19 protein-coding genes are annotated in these 21,959 nt (G+C 70.7%); 5 read left to right on the top strand and 14 right to left on the bottom strand.

Annotated features, from left to right (window positions below; translation table 11 throughout):
• The first annotated feature begins 61 nt into the window (after positions 1 to 61).
• Positions 62 to 1,714 carry an FAD-binding oxidoreductase gene (locus OG299_RS02445; RefSeq protein WP_327360257.1) on the top strand — a complete coding sequence of 551 codons (1,653 nt, stop codon included), beginning with the start codon at positions 62 to 64 and terminating at the stop codon, positions 1,712 to 1,714.
• 4 nt (positions 1,715 to 1,718) lie between these two features.
• Here OG299_RS02445 and OG299_RS02440 read toward each other — a convergent pair whose 3' ends face one another.
• Positions 1,719 to 2,255, bottom strand: coding sequence for a hypothetical protein (locus OG299_RS02440; RefSeq protein WP_266637604.1), 537 nt, complete (start codon positions 2,253 to 2,255; stop codon positions 1,719 to 1,721).
• 236 nt (positions 2,256 to 2,491) lie between these two features.
• On the opposite strand from OG299_RS02440, the gene OG299_RS02435 reads away from it, so the two are divergent.
• Positions 2,492 to 3,583, top strand: a complete 1,092-nt coding sequence (locus OG299_RS02435; RefSeq protein WP_266637606.1) for a PP2C family protein-serine/threonine phosphatase — start codon at positions 2,492 to 2,494, stop codon at positions 3,581 to 3,583.
• Positions 3,584 to 4,620: 1,037 nt separating this feature from the next.
• Here the strand turns inward: OG299_RS02435 and OG299_RS02430 are convergent.
• Both OG299_RS02430 and hemC read right to left on the bottom strand, forming a co-directional pair.
• Entirely contained in the window at positions 4,621 to 5,127 is a 507-nt protein-coding gene (locus tag OG299_RS02430; RefSeq protein WP_327360256.1) for a hypothetical protein, read from the bottom strand.
• Between the two features lie 188 nt (positions 5,128 to 5,315).
• Positions 5,316 to 6,251, bottom strand: a complete 936-nt coding sequence (gene hemC / locus OG299_RS02425; protein ID WP_327360255.1) for a hydroxymethylbilane synthase — start codon at positions 6,249 to 6,251, stop codon at positions 5,316 to 5,318.
• A gap of 535 nt (positions 6,252 to 6,786) precedes the next feature.
• Between hemC and OG299_RS02420 the strand changes: the two genes are divergently transcribed.
• The gene (locus OG299_RS02420) at positions 6,787 to 7,269 is read left to right on the top strand and encodes a peptidase inhibitor family I36 protein (RefSeq protein ID WP_327360254.1); all 483 of its coding nucleotides are present in this window, start codon (positions 6,787 to 6,789) and stop codon (positions 7,267 to 7,269) included.
• Between the two features lie 116 nt (positions 7,270 to 7,385).
• Here the strand turns inward: OG299_RS02420 and OG299_RS02415 are convergent, their stop codons facing one another.
• The 3 genes from OG299_RS02415 to OG299_RS02405 all read right to left on the bottom strand — a co-directional run bounded on the left by OG299_RS02415 (position 7,386) and on the right by OG299_RS02405 (position 10,335).
• Positions 7,386 to 8,201: a S1 family peptidase gene (locus tag OG299_RS02415; protein WP_327360253.1), complete on the bottom strand. Its 816-nt coding sequence runs from the start codon at positions 8,199 to 8,201 to the stop codon at positions 7,386 to 7,388.
• 198 nt (positions 8,202 to 8,399) lie between these two features.
• A complete protein-coding gene (locus OG299_RS02410; RefSeq protein WP_327360252.1) occupies positions 8,400 to 9,884 on the bottom strand; it encodes a M48 family metalloprotease in 1,485 nt (494 codons plus the stop codon).
• Positions 9,877 to 10,335, bottom strand: a complete 459-nt coding sequence (locus OG299_RS02405; protein WP_327360251.1) for a hypothetical protein — start codon at positions 10,333 to 10,335, stop codon at positions 9,877 to 9,879. The genes OG299_RS02410 and OG299_RS02405 overlap by 8 nt, the downstream gene beginning before the upstream one ends.
• Positions 10,336 to 10,667: 332 nt before the next feature.
• On the opposite strand from OG299_RS02405, the gene OG299_RS02400 reads away from it, so the two are divergent.
• Positions 10,668 to 11,726, top strand: a complete 1,059-nt coding sequence (locus OG299_RS02400; RefSeq protein WP_327360250.1) for an NAD(P)-dependent oxidoreductase — start codon at positions 10,668 to 10,670, stop codon at positions 11,724 to 11,726.
• Between the two features lie 391 nt (positions 11,727 to 12,117).
• Here OG299_RS02400 and OG299_RS02390 read toward each other — a convergent pair whose 3' ends face one another.
• The 8 genes from OG299_RS02390 to OG299_RS02355 all read right to left on the bottom strand — a co-directional run bounded on the left by OG299_RS02390 (position 12,118) and on the right by OG299_RS02355 (position 20,208).
• The gene (locus OG299_RS02390; protein WP_327360249.1) at positions 12,118 to 12,843 is read right to left on the bottom strand and encodes a dienelactone hydrolase family protein; all 726 of its coding nucleotides are present in this window, start codon (positions 12,841 to 12,843) and stop codon (positions 12,118 to 12,120) included.
• A gap of 215 nt (positions 12,844 to 13,058) precedes the next feature.
• A complete protein-coding gene (locus OG299_RS02385) occupies positions 13,059 to 13,667 on the bottom strand; it encodes a hypothetical protein (RefSeq protein ID WP_327360248.1) in 609 nt (202 codons plus the stop codon).
• Between the two features lie 131 nt (positions 13,668 to 13,798).
• Positions 13,799 to 14,407: an RBBP9/YdeN family alpha/beta hydrolase gene (locus OG299_RS02380; RefSeq protein ID WP_327360247.1), complete on the bottom strand. Its 609-nt coding sequence runs from the start codon at positions 14,405 to 14,407 to the stop codon at positions 13,799 to 13,801.
• A complete protein-coding gene (locus OG299_RS02375) occupies positions 14,404 to 15,690 on the bottom strand; it encodes an MFS transporter (RefSeq protein ID WP_327360246.1) in 1,287 nt (428 codons plus the stop codon). The genes OG299_RS02380 and OG299_RS02375 overlap by 4 nt, the downstream gene beginning before the upstream one ends.
• 103 nt (positions 15,691 to 15,793) lie before the next feature.
• A complete protein-coding gene (locus OG299_RS02370) occupies positions 15,794 to 16,711 on the bottom strand; it encodes a TauD/TfdA dioxygenase family protein (protein ID WP_327360245.1) in 918 nt (305 codons plus the stop codon).
• Positions 16,712 to 16,755: 44 nt separating this feature from the next.
• On the bottom strand, positions 16,756 to 17,730 hold the full coding sequence (locus OG299_RS02365) for a quinone oxidoreductase family protein (protein ID WP_327360244.1): 975 nt from the start codon (positions 17,728 to 17,730) through the stop codon (positions 16,756 to 16,758).
• A 67-nt stretch (positions 17,731 to 17,797) separates the two neighbouring features.
• Positions 17,798 to 18,856, bottom strand: a complete 1,059-nt coding sequence (locus OG299_RS02360; RefSeq protein ID WP_327360243.1) for a beta-keto acid cleavage family enzyme — start codon at positions 18,854 to 18,856, stop codon at positions 17,798 to 17,800.
• A 326-nt stretch (positions 18,857 to 19,182) separates the two neighbouring features.
• A complete protein-coding gene (locus OG299_RS02355; RefSeq protein ID WP_327360242.1) occupies positions 19,183 to 20,208 on the bottom strand; it encodes an AraC family transcriptional regulator ligand-binding domain-containing protein in 1,026 nt (341 codons plus the stop codon).
• A gap of 232 nt (positions 20,209 to 20,440) precedes the next feature.
• Between OG299_RS02355 and OG299_RS02350 the strand changes: the two genes are divergently transcribed.
• Positions 20,441 to 21,946, top strand: a complete 1,506-nt coding sequence (locus tag OG299_RS02350; protein WP_327360241.1) for a long-chain-fatty-acid--CoA ligase — start codon at positions 20,441 to 20,443, stop codon at positions 21,944 to 21,946.
• The last annotated feature ends 13 nt before the right edge of the window (positions 21,947 to 21,959 follow it).

The raw sequence follows: 21,959 nt of genomic DNA, 5'->3' as shown, positions 1-21,959 counted from the left end.
GAGGCGAACTATACGGTGCAGTAAATTACCAAGCGGTAAATTACCGGAGGGTTATATCACCATGGCCGAGTCCGTGCCCGCCGCCCCTCTCGCCTCGCCCCGACGCCGCCGTTCCTGGTGGGGCTGGGGCGCCGAGGACAAGGCCTTGCCCGACAGCGAGTGCGCCGCCCTCGGCGCGCTGGTCCCCGGTGCGGCCGACACCCCGCTGCCGGTGCCCGGCGTCCGCTGCGTCGATCTGCCGAAGCCGCGGGTCAGCCCGCCGTCCTCCCTCGCCCACCTGATGTCCGACACCCCGCCGGACCGGGCCTCCCACACCTACGGCAAGGCCTACCGCGACGTCGTACGGGCCCTGCGCGGCGAACTCGGTGCGGCACCGGACCAGGTCGCCTTCCCCCGCTGCGAGCAGGACGTCGTGGACCTCCTGGACTGGGCCGAGAACGCGGACGCGGTCGTCGTGCCCTACGGAGCGGGCAGTTCGGTGGTCGGGGGAGTGGAGTACCGCGGGGACCGGCGCCGCGGCGTGGTCTCGCTCGACCTCGCCGCCCTCGACCGCGTGCTCGACATCGACACCGCCAGCAGGGCGGCGCGGATCCAGGCGGGCGTGCTCGGGCCCGACCTCGAAGCCCAGCTGAGGCGGCACGGGCTGACCCTGCGCCACTTTCCGCAGAGCTTCGAGTTCTCCACCCTCGGCGGCTGGCTGGCGACCCGGGCCGGCGGCCACTACGCCACGCTCCTCACCCACATCGACGATCTGACCGAGTCCTTGCGCGTGGTCACCCCGGTCGGCGTCAACGAGTCGCTGCGCGTACCCGGCTCGGGCGCGGGCCCGTCCCCCGACCGACTGTTCCTGGGATCGGAGGGCACGCTGGGCGTGATCACCGAGGCATGGATGCGGCTGCAGGAGCGGCCCCGCCACAAGGCGTCCGCCTCGGTCCTGTTCGACGACTTCAAGGCCGCGGCCGGTGCGGTCCGCGCCATCGCGCAGTCGGGCCTGCACCCGGCCAACTGCCGGCTGCTCGATCCGGGCGAGGCGGCGCTCGCGGGCGTGGCCGGCGGCGGCCGGAGCGTGCTCGTCCTCGGGGTGGAGTCCGCGCACTTCCCCGTCGCCGACCGGCTCGCCGAACTGGTCGCCCTGGCGCAGGACCACGGCGGTTCGCCGACCGGGACCCCGACCGGGACCCCGACCGCGGCCGGTGGCCGCGCCGGTGGCCCCGCCGATGACTCCGCGGCCGGCGCGTGGCGCTCCGCGTTCCTGCGCATGCCCTACCTGCGCGACGGGCTCGCGCGGATGAGCGTGATCAGCGAGACCTTCGAAACGGCCTGCACCTGGGACCGCGCCGACGCCCTGTACGAGGCCGTGCACCGGGACCTGGGCGCCGTCGTGCGCGAGGTCACCGGCGCGGAGGGGATGATCAACTGCCGTTTCACCCACGTGTACCCCGACGGCCCCGCGCCCTACTTCACCGTCATAGCCCCGGCGAGGCGCGGTTCGGAGGTCGCGATGTGGGACGCGATCAAGTCCGCTGCGATGGACGTGCTCGGCGCGCACGGGGCGACCGTCACCCACCACCACGCCGTCGGCCGCGACCACCGGCCCGGATACGACCGGCAGCGCCCGGAGCCGTTCGCCCGGGCGCTGCGGGCCGCGAAACACGCGCTCGACCCGGCAGGGATCCTCAACCCGGGAGTGCTCTTCGACGGGGAGCGGGGCTGAGCGGTCAGTCCTGGTGGGCGCTGGACAGGGCTTCGGCGATCAGGCGGGTGGCGAAGTCGTGGTCTTCGGTGAGCCGGTTGATGTGCTCCGCGAGCAGCAGGGCGGTGGCTTCGAGGGCGTTCATTTCGTCCCCGGTCCAGTCTCCGTACTGTTTGCGCCACAGGTTGGGGCTGAGGCCGGTGCCGGCGGCGATGATCAGGCCGGCCATGGTGGGGATGACCTCGGGGCGGATGCTCTTGGGCATCATGCGCATCGAGGCCACGAAGCTGGGCACCACGTATTCGATGACGTCCCTGTCGTGGTCCTCGTAGGCCATCCGCAGCCATTGCATGAACATGTAGATGATCGTGCACGCGCCGTCCACCAGGTCATCGGCCTCCACGGGGCCCAGTGAGGCGGCGAACTGGTCCATCAGCTGCTGCTGCTCGGGGTCGGTCCCGGCCTTGCCGTCGTACACGGTTTTGAGCCGGGAGTCGATCAGCAGGAGTGCCGCACCGACATCGCCGGCGGGAGCGTGCTGGGCGTCGCAGGGCGATGACACAGGATTCCTCCTCGGGTGACCGTGGGCAACGTGACGTCTCCGTACAGTAGCCCGCGGGTGCGAGGGCGGTCTGCCGAATCCCGATCAGAGGCCCCCTCGGCTGCCCTAACCGGCCAAAGGTGCCCAAGAAGCCGACCGTCGGCGCCGCGTTGTGGACCGGGTGCGCATATTGCGTCACATGTTCGATTTGCTTCGTCAGGGCGCTATGCCGTTATTGCGCAGATATTCTGGGGGGTGTGATCGAGTCTGGACGGCCGCGGCTGCCTCGGCGTTACGGCTGGGGGACGTTTATACGGCTGTCGCCGGTCTTTCTGACCGTCGTGATCGCCAGTTTGGCCTACGCCACTCCGCCGGAAATGGCCTTCAGCCGCCTCCTGCCCGCGGCGCCGGCCCTGGCCGCCGCGATGTGGCCGGTTCTCCCCACCGTCCTGCTCGGGACGGTCTGCCTCCTCCTGATGATCGGCCTCGGCTTCGTCTTCCCCGACCTGGGAACGTGGTGGACGGCCGCGGGGATCGTCGCGGTCACCGTGGCCGCCGCCTACGGAAGCCACCTCCGGCTCCAGCGGGAGCGCACCCTTTTCCAGGTGCGGCTGGTCGCCGACGCGGCACAACAGGTGGTGCTGAGCCCCATGCCGCGCCGCGTCGGGAACGTCGAGATCGAGTCGCTGTACCTCGCGGCCGCGGCGGAAGCCCGCATCGGCGGGGACTTCTACGAGGTGGTCGACACGCCCTTCGGGATCAGGCTGCTCATCGGTGACGTGCGGGGCAAGGGCCTGCCGGCGGTGGGAGCGGCCGCGGCGATCGTCAACGCCTTCAGGGAGGCGGCCTACGGCGAGTCCGACATGGTCAACGTCGCGCGCAGGATGGACGCCAGCAGCACCCGCTACAACGCCGCCTTTCCACCGGACGGGCCGATGGAGCGCTTCGCCACCGCCCTTCTCGCCGAGATCCCCCACGAAGGCCGACATATTGACATCCTCAACTGCGGACACCCCCCGCCACTGCTCCTGAACCGCGGCAAACTCCGTGTCCTCGAGCCCGCCACCCCCTCGCCGCTGCTCAGCCTCGCGGAACTGATCGGCGATCACTACAGCGTGGACACCTTCGACTTCGCCCCCGGCGACCTGCTGCTCCTCTATACCGACGGGATCGCCGAGACCCGCGCCCGCAACGGCGAGTTCTTCCCGCTGGCAGCCTGGATGGGTCGACAGCCCCCGACACCGCCCCGCGAGCTGCTCACGGCCCTTCACCGCGACCTCGTCCACTACAGCCGGGGACGCCTCGACGATGACATCGCGGCCCTCGCCGTACGCCTGCGTGAGCCCTGAGGCACGCAGTCCCGGTCGGCGGCCCGCAGCACGCCCGCACCCGGCGCGGGTCGCCCATCTGCCCTCGTGCAGGACCGCGAAACACAACGGGGCGGACCCTCCCGTCGTGCCCGGTCCGCCTCGGCTGCGGCGCGCTCCGGCAGCTGCCGACCAGCTTGGCCGCCGCCCAGGGGAACGGATTCGCCCGCCCCTCCACGGCCGCGGCCTGGTCGCCGACCAGCCGCCCCACCCGGGCCGGGAGCGCGGGGTCGAGCCTCCTTCGCAGCCGGCTGTGCGTCTCCTGCTGCTGGGGGGGAGTACAGGTGGAACGGCAGGTACAACGTGGCGTCGTCCGGCCGCGCCCCGTGGCGCGAGGTCATGCTCCAGCACAGGGTCGGGCGCACCCCCGGCGCGTCCTCCGTCCAGGTCGAGCGCGAAGAAGGCCGGCATCAGGTGTGCCATGCCCTGCGGATCGTGGCGCTGCAGCCAGCTCCACGCCCCGCCCCGGCCGAGCCGGTCGAGCGCCGTCCCGACGGTCTCCCGGCTGTGTTCGGTGCCCGCCGCCAGCGTGTCGAAGTACACCTTGGGGCGGGCGATGCCCGAGGCGCGGACCGAAGCCGCCAGGCACATCCCGAACGCCGTCCGCTCGCTGCGCGGCCGGAACAGGTCGGCGACCTCCCGGGCCCGCTCCAGGCGCGCGACGCCCAGGCGTTCCAGCCAGTCCCGCGTACCCGGACCGCTCCGTCGTCACCGGGCGACCTGGGTCGGGACCTGGGCCGGTGTCGGCGGCAGGTAGGGCTTGGAATCGATCCCGGGGTACATCCGCTCCAGGTGCCCGATCGTCTCGTCGGTCCAGTGGTCGTCCCCGGGGGCGGGAAGCCCAGGAGGTGGCGCTGGCGCGGATCCAGTTCGACCATGAGCTCGTGCAGGGTGTTCCACTTCGGTCCGGGATGTTCGGCCTTGTCGTACGAGCCCTTGCCCGCGTCGGTCAGCAGGGGGAGCCCGTGGTGCGGCGCGGTCGACGACATAGGTGGGCGCGGTGTCCACGGTCACGTCGGTCAGGTAGAGGATGCCGTACACGCGCTGGTAGACGCCGTCCGCACGCGGGTGCACCAGGCTGCTGGCCGCCCAGGCGCGTTGCGCAGCGTCTGGTCCCGGCTCTCCCCGTAGGTCGTGCCGTACTTGGCCTGGATGAAGGAGCTCGTCAGCCGCAGGTCGGTGGTGCCGAGCAGGCCCTCGACGACGTCGATCACCCGGGTGTCCAGCCCGTGCCGGTTCAGGTCGTCGCTGGTGAAGGGGAACGGAACCGCGTGATTGAGGGCGTTGACCTCCTCGGCGGTGCTCCCGCTCGCCTCCGGATCGGGGAAGCAGGTGTCGATCGCGGGTACCAGGGCGTATCCCTGGCTCGCCAGGCCTCCTGATAGCGGAGGGCGGGTCGGCTGTCCGGGCCGCTGGCGCACCGTCAGCGGCCGCGCAGCCGGGTTCGTGGTCAGCAGCCCGGACCCGTACGGGCTGGCCCAGGACCGCAGCGCCGTCCACGGGTGGGCCGGGGGGACCGGGCGCACGCCACCTGGGCTCTGGTCGGGGGCCCGGCGGGACGTCTCTACGGCGGGGAGCGGGGCTGTGCGCCACCGACCCGGTGGACGGCAGGATCTTCGCGTACGGGGGGGGAAGGGCGAAGCCTGGTCGTACGCGGGAGCGGCGGGCGTCGATCGGATCGTCACCTACGGCGCCTTGGAGAACGCCCGGACGCTCAGGGCTTCCTGATCTGGGCGAGGATATCGGCCGCGCCCTGCGCGAGGAGTTCGCCTGCGAGGCAGGACCCCAGCTTCTCCGGGTTCTCCGCCGGGCCGGCCCCGTCCGCGGTCACCTGCCTCGAGCCGTCCAGCGAAGTGACGGCCGCCGACAGATGCAGCAGCCCGTCTTCCCTGATCGTTCCCCACGCGCCGACCGGGACGGAGCACCCGCCGTGCAGCTCGGCCAGCACGGCGCGCTCGGCCCGCACGCATGCATCCACCTGCACATCACCCGTTCCGGCGAGCAGACGAGCGGCCCCGGAGTCGGCACGGACCTGGATGCCGAGGGCGCCCTGACCGGGCGACGGGGGGAAGACAGCCGGATCGAGCACCTGGTGGACCTCGGGCATCAGCCCGAGCCGGTTCAGCCCGGCCGCCGCGAGAACCACGGCGTCCAGCCGGTCCCGGCCACGGATGCGCGCGAGTCGGCCGGGGACGTTGCCCCTGATCGGCGCCACTTCCAGGTCTGGCCGCAACGCCAGGAGCTGAGCGACGCGACGCGGGGCCCCGGTGCCGACCCGGGCCCGCTCGGGGAGTTCCTCCAGCGTGGCGCCGCAGAGCACGTCCCGTACGTCCTCGCGGGGGCCCGGCGTGGTCAACAGCACGGTGCCCTCGCGTACGGAGGTCGGAAGGTCCTTGAGCGAGTGCACGATGACGTCCACCCGACCGGTCACCAGGGCGGCTTCCTGGTTCGTGGAAAACGCGGAGCCGCCGGCCGTCTTCGCCACTTCGGCGAGAGTCGGCGTGATGCGGTCCTGGTCGCCGCCTTCCAGGATGATCTCCCGCTTGAAGCGGACGTCCGGGAACCGCGCCGCCAGCGGCGTCAGCCACTCCGCTACCTGCGTCCTGGCCAGCTTGCTCGCTCTGGAACCGATCGTCACGACGTTGCTCATCGGGTCAACTCCTCGCATCCACAGGCATGTTGACGCGTCATCCTAGTTGCACCAGAACGGCCGGGTTTCCGACAGATTGTCATCAAGCGTTCCGCGGCCTGGGAGTGTCCACCGCGACCCTTGAAGGACCACCGGGTGGCGGGCGGGTAAGGCTGCCAGGAGCGCCTGCTGCCGGAACGCCGTGCGACAGACGGAATCCGCGGCCACGCCCGGCCTGCAGCACGGCGTGCCGGTCAACCGCGGGCGGCGGTGTTTCGCCCGCACACGGTAGCTGACGGACTGCCCGCCTCGGCCTGACACCGCCAGAACGCCGGAGCCCACAGCGTCGAGCGTCGTGGAAGACGGCGGTGACGGCCTCTTCGACATGGTGGCCGAGACCGTGCGCCGCGTGGTTTCACCACGCCAACGGGTGGTCGCAGGCGGTTATCGCCGAGACCGGGCACGGCGTCTGCTGGTGCGATCAAGGCGGAACGGAGGTGGGATGGAACAGCGCCCGCAGACCGTCGCGCGGCCTGCGGCTTCCCGGAGAGTGGCGGTGACCCCCGTGACCGTACGCGCCCTGACCGAAGGACGGCGGAACGCCCGCCGCCCGCGCGAGGGGAGGTGGAGGGCGGCGGCCGCGGCTGCTGTCTGCGCGCTCTGCGTCGCCTTCACCCTCGCCCCCGCCACCCCGTCGGCGCAAGCGGCCCCCGTCCCGTCCGAGCCGTGTACATCCGGCTGGGTGTGCGGCTGGACCGGCCCCGACTACACGGGCGTGGCGAGCTTCGTCTCGCACGACATGCCGCGCTACCCGGAGACGACCGCGTACGTCGGATTCAACGGCGGTGAGTCGGTGTGGAACGGTGCCGGCACGTGGCGCCGCAACGGCAGGCTGTGGGGCCGGTGCGTCACCGTGTACAGCGGCACGGAGTACCGGGGGCAGAGCCGGACCATCCGCCCTGACCAGGGCATCGCCCGAATCCCGAAGTCGTTCGGGAACATCCACTCCAACCGGTTCCACGCGTGCCGGCTGTCCTGACCGCCCCGACCGGCCCGAACGCGCGGCCGCATGCCATCACGCCGAGGGCGGTCAAGGGGTTGTCTCAGCGCTTCCCCCTTGCCCGCGGCATGCCCCCGGTCGGCGGCTGTCCGGGGTCAGGCGTTGAGCTTGATGGTTTTGCGGATCCACTCCGCGTAGGCGGGCACGTTGGTGTAGAGGCCCGGCCCGGCCGAGCAGGCGACTCCCGGGGCGCCGGGACCCGAGGTGGCTCCGGTGAGCTCCCACCGCCCCTGCCTGCCCTTCTGCAGTTGGGGCCCGCCGGAGTCCCCGACACACGCCATGGCCTGGGGCACACGGCTGATCGTGCACAACCGGGTCCGGTCCGCATAGCCGGGGGCACACTCGGCATCGGTGCCCCTGCGTGTCTCGAGCTCCTGCAACCGCTCCGCGAACTTCAGCTCGGTGTCGACGGTGGTGCCGAATCCCAGGACCCGGGTCGGGGTGCCGGGCCGCCCGGCCCGCTCCGCGATACGGACGGGCTTCTCGGTGACCGGGCGGTCGAGGCGGACCAGGGCAAGGTCGTCCTTGTTGGCCGCCTTCCCGTCACCGTTCGCATAGCCGGGATGGACGACGATCCGCTCGATGGCCCGGACGGTCCCCCCGGACTTCCGCTGCTCTCCGCCGATCCGGACGATGCCGTCCAACTCCAGGCCGTCGCCCTGCACGCAGTGGGCCGCCGTCAGCACCCACTGCGGATCGATCAGCGACGCCCCGCACGAACCGTCGTATATCCCGTACTTCGGGGCCGACTCCGGGATCGTCGCCATGAACGGGTAGCGCTCCGTGGAATCGACCCCGTTGACGATCGCTCCGGCGCTGCCGGTCATCAGGGTGGCGCACGTCGCGACCGCGAGAGCGCTGACGGCAGTGGTGCGCGCCGCCCGGCGGCGAACCGACTTCAAGCTGAACACGGAGGGCTCCGTTCCTTGTGCATCAGGGTGTGTCCGTCCACCCTGCTTGGTTCAAGATCCACCGGACCATCCGGTCAGCGGGCCCGAGTGCGGTAGGGGTACCCCCCGTCCCCCCCGTTGATGTGGCTGCGCGATGTCGCCCGGAACGCGCCGGCCAACCCGAAGGCGGCGGCCGATTTCTGACGCTCCCTTCGGGGCCTACCCGGTGGCAAGGACCTCGCCCACGGGGTCGATCACGATGAGCAGAAGGAGGCACGCTCCCAGCAATACGGCACGGCGTGTTCTGCCACGGGAACCGACGCCGAAGGCACGTGGCTGGGGGCGGAAGGGGTGGGCGGGGTGGACGGTGAGGGGGCGGCCGAGCGACACGCACAGCACCAGCCCGGAGTAGAGCAGCGTGGAGGTGAGCCGGGAGAGTCCCCCGGCGTGGGCGAGTTCGTTCAGGAGCATGTGCATCAGCACCGTCACGGTTCCCGTCAGGATCGCGGCCTGTGTCCAGGTGCCGTTGGGTCCCCTCGGATGGGCTGGGCGTTTGAGGGCACGAATCCGCCACCACCAGCCGGGATGGGTGTGCCAGGGACGGGTGGCGCCGCGCAGCGGGCGGGTCTTCCGTGCCCAGGCGAACAGACTGATCCACCCGTCATCGGGTTCGGTGTGCCAGTGTTCCAATTCCCACTTCGGCCCCATGCGGCGACTGGCCTGTTCCTCAGCCACGGCACTCCACGCTTCCGGAGCAGCGCCCCAGTCGACCGCATCCAGGTCGGCGCACAATTCGCGATGCCTCAGGATGTCGGTATAGGCCACGTACACCATCGCGACCAGAATGGCCACCATGGCCGCTTCCCACAGGGGCGACCACTGCTGCCCCGACCAGGAGTGCCGGGCGCCGGGGAACTCGCTCCAGGACAGCCACGCGAGCAGTGCCGTGTAGGGCAGGACGGCGGTGGCAACGAAGGCCAGCCACATGGCCCGCACGCCGCTGCCCAGTTCGACGTCGCGGCTGCGAAGGTGGGCCAGCTCATGGAGCACCACGGCCGCGAAGATCGCCCCGTCCCTGGACTTCAGGAACCACGGGCTGAAGTCGGGACGTATGTCGAGTCCCTCGTCGACGGTGAACCGAAGGCCGGTCACGCGCGCGCCCTCGAACATGGCCACCAGGCCGTTGTCGAGGGCGATGCAGTATCTGCCCAAGGAGCCGAAGGCGACAGCCCCTGTGCTGATGCGATGCGGATCATGGTAGAAGGCCGGGAACCGTTTGACCCCGGCCCGGAGCGTCAGCTGTAGGAGCGCGCCGTGGAGAAAGAAGCGGTCGGGGTCGATCCGGACAAGACGGTGCCTGCGCAAGGCGGGCCAGCACAGATGGAGTGCGGCGGTGGTCAGCAGCATCAGCCCGCCGGCAGTCATGGCGATCGCCTCGGCGTTGTCCAGGAGGTCGGCCTGGTAGGGCCGGGCAAGCTCCGGCTTGAACAGTCTGAGGGTGTTCAGAGGCAGGGGCCAGGAGGGACGGTTGCCCGGAGTGTCCAGGAGATCCGGGTCCTGTCCGCTGGAGACGAGGACCCGAACCGCGCGCAGGGACAGTCCCACGACGAGCGTCACGACCAAGACCAGGAACAGCGCGCATCGCCGGGTGGTGCCTTGGCCGAGCAGGCGCTGGTCGCGGCGGGGAGGGCCGCTGTCAGCCATCGCCGGGCGAAGTGGCGAGCCGGGCCACCACCGCGTCGGCCAGAGCCTCGGCCGCTCCCGCTTCCATGCCTGACGCCTGTGCGCGCTCGAGAACCCTCCGGCGTACGTCCCCCAGCTGGCCGCTGGACAATGCCGGGACCTCTGCCGGCAGATCGGGGAGACGGCGCACTCGACGGAGCCAGGCGCTGCCCCAACGGCTCGCCCCGTCCACGGCTGCTGCCGCTGACCGTTGGGCCACCTCGTTGACCACCACCCACACCACGGGCGCGATCAGCGCGACCACCTCGGCGGTCCCGAATCCGAGTGGATCCCTCCGTGAGCGGGAGCGGCGGAACACTCGCGTGATCTGCCTGTCGCTCAGCGACGCCATGCCATCGAGCAGCCTCGCCTCCTGCGGAGCCTGCTCGGCGAGGATGTCCCGAACCACTTCTCGTACGCACTGGCCAGGCACGTGCCTTCCCTCCCCATCGGTCATCTGCCCTGCTGAACGAGACGACCACGAGAAGGGGAACGCCCGGCAGCAGGCCGAATGCCATTCGCCCACGCCGCTTCCGGCCCCAGCCCTTGTCCGCTGGAGGATGACAGCGATGCCGATGCCGGGGATCATCACCACCGCGGGGGAACGATCAGACAGACATTCGTCTCATCGTTTTGTCTCTTGGAGGCTCCGCCAGTGGGTGCGGTATCGGGCAGGGCAGTGGCACGCAGGGGTGTCGGGTCAGGGGCTTCTCGCGACCGGCTTCTGGAGCGCAGTAGGGTCCAGGAACTGGGAAAGGGGGGCAAGTGGAAAAGGTGCGAGTCCTGTTGTTGGATGCGGCTCCTGGCGAGCTGCTTGACCGGGAGCTGGAGCGTCTGCTCGGCCATGGGCTGACCGTGACGCTGAACCTTCGACGGGTGGCCGACAAGGCCGGGGCGCGGGCCGCCTGGGCCGGCCGGGTGGACTTCACCGATTTCGACGGCTTCGACGAGCCGGCGCTGATCGCTGAGACCGTCAGGGACGGGATCGGCTACCACGCGGTGAAGTCCCGCGCGGGTGTCCCGCTGCGTGCAGCGTTCCTCGCGGCGGCGACCGACCACGTACTGGCCAACCGGCTCCGTGTGGTCGGCCGGGCCGGGGCGGGCACCGACCATGTCGAGCTGGCCGCCGCCGCTCACCACGGCGTGGCCGTCACCCACACTCCGGGCTCCAACGTGAACGCGGTCGCCGAGTTCGTCCTGGCCCAGTTGCTCGCCCTGATCCGGAACCTCCCGGCGCACAACGAGGCCGCGCACCGGGGCCGCTGGAGCGCTCCGGCCACCCCCGCGTTGGAGTTGTCGGAACTGACCTTGGGCATCGTCGGGTTGGGCCGGATCGGCCTGGCCCTGGCCGAGCGGGCTACCGCCTTGGGCATGGTGGTCCAGGGCTTCTCACGGCGCCCGGCCGAGACCTCGGTGCCGCAGGCGCAGTCCCTCACCGCTCTGCTGGCGACCACTGACGTGGTCTCCCTGCACCTTCCGCTGACCCCGCAGACCCGAGGGATGATCGGTCGGGCGGAGCTGGCGGTGATGCGGCCGGGGTCGATCCTGTTGAACACCGCCCGGGGTGGGATCGTCGACGAGCAGGCGCTGGCCGACGCACTGGGCGATGCGGCACACCCGCTCGCGGCGGCAGCCGTCGACACCTTCGAGCACGAGCACGCCACCTTCACCTCGCCGCTCTTCGGCCTGCCGAACGCCCTGCTCTCCCCGCATCTCGCCGGGATGACCAGGAGCGCGATGGCCACGGCGGCGATCCGATGCGCGGACCACATCGCGGCCTTGCTCGCCGGCCGCCCGGACGGCGTGCCCGTGGCGACCGTCTGACACGTGGTCCCCGGGACGCTTTGGAGGTCGGCGAAGCGGTCGAGGGCGGCGGGCAGCAGTGGCCGGTGCGGGACCGGTGACCCGTGGTATGCCGTACCAGTCCGTCAACTGCGGGCGTTTGGTGCCCTGTTCGGCCCGGTCGACGGGGCTCTACGGATGACGGTGATGGGACGGCAGGCACGGATCCCCCGGTGATCATGAAACGTGGAGTCCTCCATGATCGAGCGAACCGTGCCTGCACTACTGCCACTTGTCGCAACCCGCCCTTCCTACTGGCGGACGCCCTCAGGTCGAAACGATGACCGCAAGAGAAGGTTCGATGAGCGGCATCCAGGCCGACGGCGCCCACCGCCCACCGCCTACCGTCTGCTGCCGGCCTGATGGCCCGGGGTCACTTCAGGTGCCGGGCGAAGAACCGGTTCCCGTCGTCGACCTCGAACCACGGGGTGCCGGCGTGCCCGCCCATGTTGGCGTGCAGTGTCTTCTCCTTGGTGCCGAAGGCGTCGAAGAGGTCCAGGGCGCGTTGGCGGGGGTTGCCTTCGTCGTCCCACTGCAGCAGGAATTGCACGGGAATGGTGACCTGCCGGGCCTCCTCGCGCTGGGCGCGGGGCACGTACCCTCCGGCGAAGAAGCCGGCGGCCGCGATGCGCGGTTCGACCACCGCCAGCCGAATGCCGATGGCGGTCATCCCCGAGTACCCGACGGGGCCGCCGATCTCGGGCAGCGCAAGGAGGGCGTCCAGGGTGGTCCGCCATTCCGGGACGGCGTTTTCGACCAGCGGGACGATGAAGGACTCGAAGATCTCGTCGACCGGCTCGCCGGACTGCATCGCCCGGCGGAGGTCGGCGCGGGCCTGCTCGTCGACGGCGGAACGGGGCCGGCCGCCGTGCCCGGGGTGGTCGATGGCGGCCACCGCGTAGCCGTACTCCGCCGCGGAGTGCCGGGCCCGGGCCACCAGCCGGGCCTCCCGCTTGTGCAGGCCGCCGTTGTGGCCGATCAGGATCAGCGGGGCCGGTGCGGTGGATTCAGGCGTCCACAGGACGCCGGGGATCTCGCCGAGCGTGAATTCGCGCTCGAGGACGCCGTCGTCGAGGCGCTGTTCAGACGTGAACTGCATGGTCGTGCCTTTCGGGAGTGCTCATGAACGGCGCTCCCGGACGACCTATCGCCCGACCGTGACCCCGGAGGGGAGCACCCATGTCGATACTGTGTTCACGGGTACCACCTCCTCGTTCTCTCGCACGGCCTCCGGGAAAATAGCAGTGGTCGCCGTGGTCCGCCAACAGGCTTTTGCGGAGTCGCCGCCTACTGCCACCGAATCTCTGACTCGCGTCACCGGCTCCGGGTGTCGGTGACCGTGAAACCGCCCTCGGTGGCGTTCGCGTCGGGGCTGTTGGCCGAGCACTTCGGGAGCTCGGGCTGCCCGTCCGGGGTGGGGGCCGTGATCCCGATCCGTGTTGCGCCACCGCCGGCCGCCGGGACGTGGAAACTCAGGCCCATGCGAGCGGGCTGCTTGCGGTGGAGGAAGTCCTGCCAGTACGGACCCGCATCGACGATCCTGCCGGTCACGGCCACGTCCGGTCCGTTGACGCTCACGCAGTCGACCTTGAAGTTCCCCCAGTTGAACGACGGCTTCCCGTCGCCCTTCGGGGGCCATCGGTGCTGGATGCGGAACGTGCCCCAGGACTTGGCAGGGACGCCCTGGTCGTGTGGCGTGAACAGGCCGTACGCATCGACGAAGATCCGGATGTCCTCACCGGGGGCGGGATAGTCCATACGGGCCCACCCGCTGATGCCCGCCACGGCCGCAGGCGTGGCGGCCGTGGGGCGGTCGGTCGGATGCGGGGGAGCGGCGGTCGCCGGCAGGGCGGCCGCGACCGTTGCCGTGGCGGCAAGAGCAAACGGGACGGCGGCCAGGCGCAGGGACATTTTGATCGCCATGATGGTTCCCCTCCGAGAGTGGTGTGAGATCACCTCCGATCCTTGCGAACCCGCCCGCCCCTGCCGTCCCGCCCGGGAGTGACGCTGCCTCCCCCGGACGGGGGGAGATGCCTACGCCTGAGGGACTCCGACTACGAGGCGGGCCGTCGAGCCCCGTGGAACCGGCCGTCTTCGAGCGCCTCGACGAGTACCTCGGCCTGGGGCCACGGACCGTGGCCGGAAGCGGGGTTGAGGTGTCCGACGGGGCCGAGTTCCACCAGGCGGCTTCCCCACTCCCGCGCGAGTTCTGCGACGCGCCCCAGGGATCCCAGCGGATCGTCGGAACTGGCCGCGACGATGCTGGGGAAGGGCAGGGGCTTCCGGGGCACCGGTGTCCAGCCCTGCACTGCCAGCTCGTCGGGGGTGGGGTAGCCGTCCGGCAGCGGCGTCCCGAAATCCGGGGGCGCGGCGAGCAGGGCGCCCCGGACGTCCGCGTCGTGCCACCGGGCCCACTGCACCGTGGTCATGACGCCCGCACTGTGGGCGACGATGATCACGGGCCCGGTGATCTGCACCATCACCTCGACCAGGTTGGCGACATGGGCGTCGCGGCTGAGCCGGTTGCGCACCAGCGGGGGAACGGTGCGGACGGTGCGGCCCGCATCGCCGAGCCGCTCGGCCAGAATGGTCTGCCAGTGGTCCTCGACGTGTTCCCGCATGCCGGGAACGATCACGATCGTCGGCACTGTGGTCCCGGTCATGGAGACGTCTCCGGTTCCTCGGCCCGCCCCGTCGCGGCGGGCGCGGTGAGGCGGTGGAGATCACGTGTGTACCGGCGGCGGCCGATCAGGAAGGCCGCGGTGGCCGCGAGCGCCACGAGCGGGACGAGCCGGAGCGCGCCGAGCAGACCGAGCCGGTCCGCGAGCATGCCGGTGACGGCCGGGCCGGGGGCCAGTCCGAGCAGGCTCTGGGCCAGCGTGAGCGTGGCGAACGCCGTCGCGGCGATGGCCGCGGGGGTCAGATTCGCCACCATGGCGGCTCCGGGCCCGGCCGTACCGGCGCACAGCAGGGCTCCCAGCGCCAGCGCCAGCAGCTGCACCGGGCCGGCGGGCAGGCGGAACGCGGTCATCAGCAGTACGAGTGAGCCCACGCTGCAGCAGATGGCGACGGACCACTTGCGGATCGGGTCGCGCCGACTGAAGCGGTCCGAGGCGATTCCGCCGGTGACCATGCCGATGCCGATCATCAGGGCGAAGAGCCCCGCGGTCGCACCGGCCTTCGCGGTCGGCATCTCGTAGTAGCGGTTGAAGTAACTGGGCAGCCAGGCGATCAGGGCGCCCGCGATGAACAGCTGCAGACCGCTGCCGATGTAGGCGCTGACCACCGAGACGGAGGAGAACAGCCGCGGCAGGAGCACACGGAGCCGGTCGTCCGTGTCCGTGCGACCCGCCCCGTCTTCGGGCGGGTCCGTCCGAGGCGTCAGCCTTTTCTCGGTGACCACGACGGCGTAGACACCGGCGAGCACCAGACCGAGGACACCCATCACGCCGAAGGCCCAGCGCCAGCCGTACGCCTCGGCCACGGCTCCGCCTATGGATATGCCCAGGACCGAGCCGAACGCCCCGCCGGCGATGAAGGCCCCCGAGAGCGTCGCCCGCAAGGCGCGCGGGAAGACGCTGAGGACCACGGCGATGCCCACGCTGCCGTACGCGGCTTCACCGATGCCGACGAAGAGCCGGCCGGTGAACATCTGGCCGTAGCTCGCCGCGACCGCGCAGCACAGGGTCGCCAGGCTCCATATCGTCGCCGCTACGACGAGGGACCTCACCCTGCCCCACCGGTCGGCCAGCAGCGAGAGGGGGAAGGTGAGCAGACCGACCATCAGAGCCACGACGCCGCTGAGGGAGCCCAGCCGGGCGTCCGAGAGCAGCCAGTCGGCCTTCAGCATCGGGAAAACGGCGTTGAGCACCTGACGGGACATGTAGTCCGAGAGCAGGAGTGCGAAACTCAGTGCGAAGACCACCCAGGCGTAGCGCCGGGACACGGGCCATTCCGAGGAGCCGGTACCGGTTCTCTCCGGGGCGGGTGCCGCAGTGGTGAGAAACCCCATTGTCATCACCTCAACTGCTGTTGATGGAAAAGCAGGGTCAGAAGGTCTTGTCGCCGACGATTCCGGCGCGCTCCATCTTGCGGACGGCGGGCCAGTAGTCCTGGACGGCGTAGTGCTGGGTCGAGCGGTTGTCCCAGATGGCCACGCTGTTCTTCCGCCAGCGCCAGCGGACCTGGTACTCGGGCACCGAGGCCTGGCTGATCAGGTAGTTCAGCAGCTGCGCGGCGCCCGGCGCGTAGTCCTGGCCGAAGCGGACGTTCGCGGGCGTGTGGTAGTTGACGAAATGGGTCGTGAAAGCGTTGACGAAGAGGATCTCCTCGCCGGTCTCCGGGTGGGTGCGCACCACCGGGTGCTCCGCGTCCGGGAACCGGGCCGCCAGCGCGTGACGCTGCTCCCCGGGCATGACCGCGCCGAAGGTCGCCTCTATGCTGTGCCGGGCGCGCAGGTCCTGGATCTGCGTCTTGATGTGCTCCGGGAGGCGGCGGTGGGCCTCGACCATGTTGACCCAGATGGTGTCACCGCCCACCGGGGGCGACTCGACGCAGCGGAGTACGGCTCCCATGGAAGGGTTCTCGCGCCAGGTGCCGTCGGTGTGGAGAGCGTTCTCGTAGTGCTCGGCCGGGCTGTCCATGTCCTTGTAGATCCGGACCAGGCCCGGGTGCTCCGGGTCGCTGCCGGCCACCGGGTGGTCCTCCAGCGGTCCGAAGCGTTCGGCGAAGGCGACGTGGTCGGCGCGCGTGATGTCCTGGTCGCGCAGGAACAGCACCTTGTGCTCGAGCAGCAGCATCTTGATCTCGGCGAACAGGTCGTCGTCACGCGCGGCGTCGGCGAGGCTCACGCCGGAGAGCTCGGCGCCGAGGGAACAGGTCAGGGGCTCGACGGCGAGGGAGGTGCGGAGCGCCTGTGGGCGCACCAGGGCCAGAGCGTGTTGCTTCGGCCGGAGGGTTTCGGGCATGGTGCTCACTCCTCGTGTGGCGTGTGGCGTGGGGCGGGGTGTCCTCAGAGGGCGAAGACGGAGGATCCGGTGGTCCGCCCGGCTTCCAGATCGCGATGTGCCCGTGCGGCGCCCTCGAGGGAGTAGCGCTGGTTGATCTCGATCGTGATGCGTCCGGAGGCGACGTGACCGAACAGCTCACCTGCAAGGGCGTCGCGCTCCGCCGGTTCGGCGATGTAGTCGGCCAGCGCCGGACGGGTGACGAAGAGCGAACCGTTCACGGCGAGCTGCATGGCGTTGATCGGTGGCACCGGACCGGAGGCCGTGCCGAAGCAGACCAGCAGTCCGCGGCGCGACAGCGAGGCCAGCGAGCCGGTGAAGGTGTCCTTGCCGACGCTGTCGAAGACGACCGGCACGCCGGCGCCGTCGGTCAGTTCGCGCACCCGCTCGGCCACGTCCTCGCGCCGGTAGTGGATGATGTGCTCGCAGCCGTGAGCGCGTGCGAGCTCCGCCTTCTCCTCGCTCGACACCGTTCCGATCACGGTGACGCCGAGGAGCCTGGCCCACTGGCTGACGATCAGGCCGACACCGCCCGCCGCCGCGTGGAGCAGTACGGTGTCACCGGCCTTCAACGGGTGGATCCGGCGCAGCAGATATGCCGAGGTGAGGCCGCGCATGGTCATGGCGGCGGCGGTCTCGAAGCCGATCTCGTCCGGCAGCTTGATCAGGTGCGAGGCGGGCATGACCCGCTCCGTGCTGTACGCCCCCAGCGGGCTGCCGGTGTAGGTGACGCGATCGCCTTCGGCGACGTGGGTGACGCCCTCGCCGACGGCCTCGACCACTCCCGAGGCCTCGACGCCGATGCCGTCCGGCAGCCGGACCGGGTAGAGACCCGTACGGAAGTACGTGTCGGCGAAGTTGAGGCCGACGGCGGCGTGCCGGATGCGCACTTCGCCCGGACCCGGGTCACCGACGGTCACCCTTTCCCAGGTCAGGACGTCGGGTCCACCGGTTTCGTAGAAGCGGACGGCGTGGGCCACGGGGTTGCTCCGATTGCTCGTGTACGGGGGCTCGTGCGGGGGCTCGTGTCCGGCTGCGGGGGCCGGGTCAGCTCTTGAGGTCGCGCAGCATGAAGCCGCGCTGCCCGGGCCTGCGGTTCGGGACCATGCCGAGACGCTCGATGGTCTCGTCGGCGTCGGGGTAGTACTCGCCGATCTTGTAGATCCTCTTGGCCTCCGGGCCGGTCGCGATGTCGCGTCCGAGGGTGTTCGCGATCCGGACCATCTGCTCGACCTGCTCGACGGAGGACATCCGCTCGCCCTTGCGCCGCCACAGGTTGTCCTCGTTGCCCACGCGGACGTGCACGCCGAGGGCGATGGCGATCGCGTTCATCGGCGCCACGGCGCGCATGGAGCTCTCGATGGTGAGGACCGCGCCGTCCGGCACGCGGCGGATGAACTCGATCAGGTCGGAGGGGTGGCGCCCGGCGAAACCGCCGCCGATCGCGACGTAGTTGAGGACCAGGGGGCCGGTGTACGTGCCGGCGCGGATGAGCCGCTCGACGGTCTCGAGCTGGGCGATGGTGGCGAGCTGGAAGTGCGGCTGGATGCCGTTCGCGTGCAGGCGCTTCAGGTGCTCGAGGTAGAACTCGGGACCGGCCTCGACGACCATGTCCCGGTAGGCCCGGTGGTACTCCGGCTTCGCGATCGAGGTGCCCTCCAGGTCGTCGTCGGTCATGATCTCGACGATGTTCATCTGGCTGGTGTTGATCGCGATGGTCACCTGGTCCGGCGCCGGTGTGAGGTCGGCCAGGAGGTGCCGGGTGTCGTAGGAGAGCCACTTGGCGTCGCCGCCCTCGCCCTCGGGGGCGAAGGAGATCGAGCCGCCGATCTGCAGGACCATGTCCGGCACCGCCTCGCGCAGCCGGCCCATCAGCTCGTTGAACATCGACATCCGCTTGGAGCCCTTGCCGTCGAGCTCACGCACGTGGATGTGGAGCACCGTGGCGCCGGCGTCGTAACAGTCGACGGCCGCCTGGACGTGCTCGTCCATGGTCAGGGGCAGATCGTCGGCGTCGCCGGGCAGCCACTCCGGCCCGTACGGGGCGGCCTGGATGACGAGCTTCTCCTGGTTCTCGGGGAAGAGCGAGTCGTCGTGAAAATGCACGGTCTTTCTCCTTCGCGTACGGGTGATCACCGCGCCGGCAGTCGGTTAGCTGCGGAGTCGGATCTTTTGGACGGCAGGGACCGGCGCGGGCGGGTCGGGGAGAACACCGGGCGTGCGGGCCCGGGTGTGTTCGGCTGGTCCGGAGGAGAGCGAGCCGTAGGGGAACGGCCCGTCTCACCTCCGGCAGCCGACCGCCTTGAGCGGTGCAGCCAAGGTAGGGCCGGGCGGGTATGGCTGCTTGACCCGTGGTGACGGGCGACTTGTCATTTGGGGACAGGGGCGAGCGGCGGCCGAGGCGCCGTCCGCGCTGCGTGCCGGCGTGGGCGTCAGCCCGGGCCCGCGTGCTGCTCCTGGCCCTTTTCCTTGCGCCACTGCCTCGGACTGCACCCGAACTGTTCGTGGAACCACCGGGAGAACGCGCTCAGGGACGAGAAGCCCAGGAGGTCCGAGATCTCCGTCAGCGAGCGGCGGGGATGGGCCACGAACTGCTCCGCGAGCCGCTTGCGCGTGGCGTTGAGCAGCGAGGAGAACGTCTCTCCCGAGTGGGCCAGATGACGGTGGACGGTGCGCCGGTCGACGCCGAGGCTGCGGGCGACCTGCTCGACGGAGCATCGGCCGGTGGGCAGCAGGGCCTCGATGAGTTCGCGCACCCGGTCCGCGACCGAGGTGTCCCGGGGAGTGGCGGCGATGGCGTCGAAGTACTGCCGGGCGTAGTTCCGCAGCTGCGGGTCCGCCATGGCGTTGGGGGCGTCGAGGTCGTCGGCGTAGAAGACGATGCCGTTGAACTCGCGGTCGAACTCGACCCCGGGGCCGAACAGGCGGCGGTGCCTGCCGGAGTCCGCCGGAGGGCTGTGGGTGAACCACACGGACAGGGGCTGCCAGCGCGTGTCGAGGAATCCTCGCAGGATGCGGGAGAAGGCGCCCACGACCAGTTCCGTGGCCTGCCGGGCCGGCGTCGCCTCGCCGACCCTGAGGTCCACCTTGATGGTGGCCAGGCCGTTCCCCTCGGCCAGGCGCGTGTGCAGGAGCTCGTTGTACATGTGCTCGTGGCGCAGCAGCAGTGCCAGTGCACTGCGTACGTCGGGTTCCTCGCGGACGACCAGGCTGATGGGGCCCAGGTTGGAGAAGCGGCGCAGCTCGGCCATGCGCAAGCCGAAGTCGTCGTGGTGCGAGGCGGCCGCGGAGATCTCCAGGAGGCGGACGGCGGCCGGACCGGAGATCCACCGGTCCTGGACGGCGAGGTCCGCGGTGTCCAGCCCCACGCTCTTCATCAGCGCGCGCGGGTCGACGCCGAGGGAGCGGCTCAGCTCGACGTAGCCGTTCAGCGCTGCGGTGCGGACGAGGGGCCTCATCGAAATGCTCCAGGTGTTCGGTCCCCAGAAGTTAAGTTTCCCGTCCCGGCACGTCAAGCATCGGGAGCGCGCCCGCCTTAGCATCCCCTCAGCGCGGCCCCGACGAACGGCGTGCGGAGCCCCGGGTGCGCCCGGGACGGACGCCGGTCCAGGGGCGGCGGCGGATGCCACCACGGCCGCCTGCACCCTGCCGACGGCTGAGATGAACAGAACGAGAGAGGAGACTGTCGGCATGACCAACCTCGCCGCATTTCTGGTGAACTCCGCGGCGGCCCGCCGCGATCACGTCGCCGTGCGCCACGACGACACCACCCTGACCTACGCCGAACTGGACGACGCGAGTGCCAGGTTCGCCGCGGTGCTGCAGGGCCGCGGCGTGCGGCCGGGTGACCGCGTGGCGATGACCATGCCCAACGTGCCGTTGTTCCCCGTCGTCTATTACGGGGTCCTGCGGGCCGGGGGCGTGGTCGTGCCGATGAACCCCCTGCTCAGGGCCCGGGAGGTGGCGTACGTCCTGCGTGACTCGGGGGCGCGTGTCGCAGTGGCGTCCCCGCTGTTCGCGCAGGAGGTCGCGAGCGCCGCCGCCGAGCTGGGGACCGAGTGCCTGGTGACGGAGCCCTCGGCGTTCCACGCCCTGCTCACGGCCGCCGAACCGCTGTCCGGCCTCGTCGACCGGCAGGACGGGGACCCTGCGCTGATCCTCTACACCTCGGGCACCACCGGTACGCCCAAGGGAGCCGAGCTGACGCACGGCAACCTGGTCTCGAACACGGCCACCACCGCCGAGACCCTGATCCAAGTCGGCCCCGACGACATCCTGTTCGGCGGCCTGCCGCTGTTCCACGCGTTCGGGCAGACCTGTGCGCTCAACGCGTCCGTGGCCGCGGGGGCGACGCTGACCCTGCTGCCGCGGTTCGATCCGCAGCGGGCGCTGGAGGTCATGCACCGTGACCGGGTCACCGTGTTCCTCGGCGTACCCACGATGTACTCGGCACTGCTCCACGCCGCACTCCCCGACGGCTTCGACGCCTCCCGGCTGCGCCTCGCCGTCTCGGGCGGTGCCGCGCTGCCCGTCGAGGTGCTGCAAGGGTTCGAGCGGCGCTTCGACGCCACGGTGCTGGAGGGCTACGGCCTCTCCGAGACGTCGCCGGTGGCTTCCTTCAACCACCCGGACCGCCCGCGCAAGGCCGGCTCCATCGGGGTACCGATCCGCGGGGTCGAGATGAGGCTCGTCACAGAGGACGGCTCCGAAGCGGGCCCGGGCGAGGTCGGCGAGATCGCGATCCGCGGCGAGAACGTGATGAACGGCTACGTCAACCGCCCGAAGGAGACCGCGGAGGCCGTACGCGACGGATGGTTCCACACCGGCGACCTGGCCCGCGTCGACGAGGAAGGGTTCTACTTCATCGTCGACCGCAAGAAGGACCTGATCATCCGCGGCGGGTACAACGTGTACCCGCGGGAGGTAGAGGAAGTCCTGTACGAGCATCCGGCAGTCGCCGAGGCCGCAGTGGTCGGCGTGCCGCACGAGGTGCACGGGGAGGAGGTGGCGGCGGTGATCGCCCTGCGCGAGGGCGCCGACGCGACGGCCGAAGAGATCCGGGCCTACGTCAAGGAGCGGGTGGCGGCGTACAAGTACCCGCGGATCGTCACCTTCACGACCGAACTCCCCAAGGGCCCCACGGGGAAGATCCTCAAGCGCGAGATCGTCGTCACGCCCTCCGGAGGAGGCGCCTGACGGCCGGAGTCAC

The sequence above is a fragment of the Streptomyces sp. NBC_01296 genome (assembly GCF_035984415.1).
Taxonomy (GTDB): Bacteria; Actinomycetota; Actinomycetes; order Streptomycetales; family Streptomycetaceae; genus Streptomyces.
The sequence above is the reverse complement of the archived record's forward strand: the minus strand, read 5'-3'. Positions and strand labels throughout refer to the sequence as shown.

Coding starts and splice junctions, on each gene's coding strand:
- OG299_RS02445 (WP_327360257.1), top strand. CDS start 62: ATGGCCGAGTCCGTGCCCGCCGCCCCTCTCGCCTCGCCCCGACGCCGC.
- hemC (WP_327360255.1), bottom strand. CDS start 6,251: ATGAGCAACGTCGTGACGATCGGTTCCAGAGCGAGCAAGCTGGCCAGG.
- OG299_RS02410 (WP_327360252.1), bottom strand. CDS start 9,884: ATGGCTGACAGCGGCCCTCCCCGCCGCGACCAGCGCCTGCTCGGCCAA.
- OG299_RS02390 (WP_327360249.1), bottom strand. CDS start 12,843: ATGCAGTTCACGTCTGAACAGCGCCTCGACGACGGCGTCCTCGAGCGC.
- OG299_RS02385 (WP_327360248.1), bottom strand. CDS start 13,667: ATGGCGATCAAAATGTCCCTGCGCCTGGCCGCCGTCCCGTTTGCTCTT.
- OG299_RS02380 (WP_327360247.1), bottom strand. CDS start 14,407: ATGACCGGGACCACAGTGCCGACGATCGTGATCGTTCCCGGCATGCGG.
- OG299_RS02370 (WP_327360245.1), bottom strand. CDS start 16,711: ATGCCCGAAACCCTCCGGCCGAAGCAACACGCTCTGGCCCTGGTGCGC.
- OG299_RS02355 (WP_327360242.1), bottom strand. CDS start 20,208: ATGAGGCCCCTCGTCCGCACCGCAGCGCTGAACGGCTACGTCGAGCTG.
- OG299_RS02350 (WP_327360241.1), top strand. CDS start 20,441: ATGACCAACCTCGCCGCATTTCTGGTGAACTCCGCGGCGGCCCGCCGC.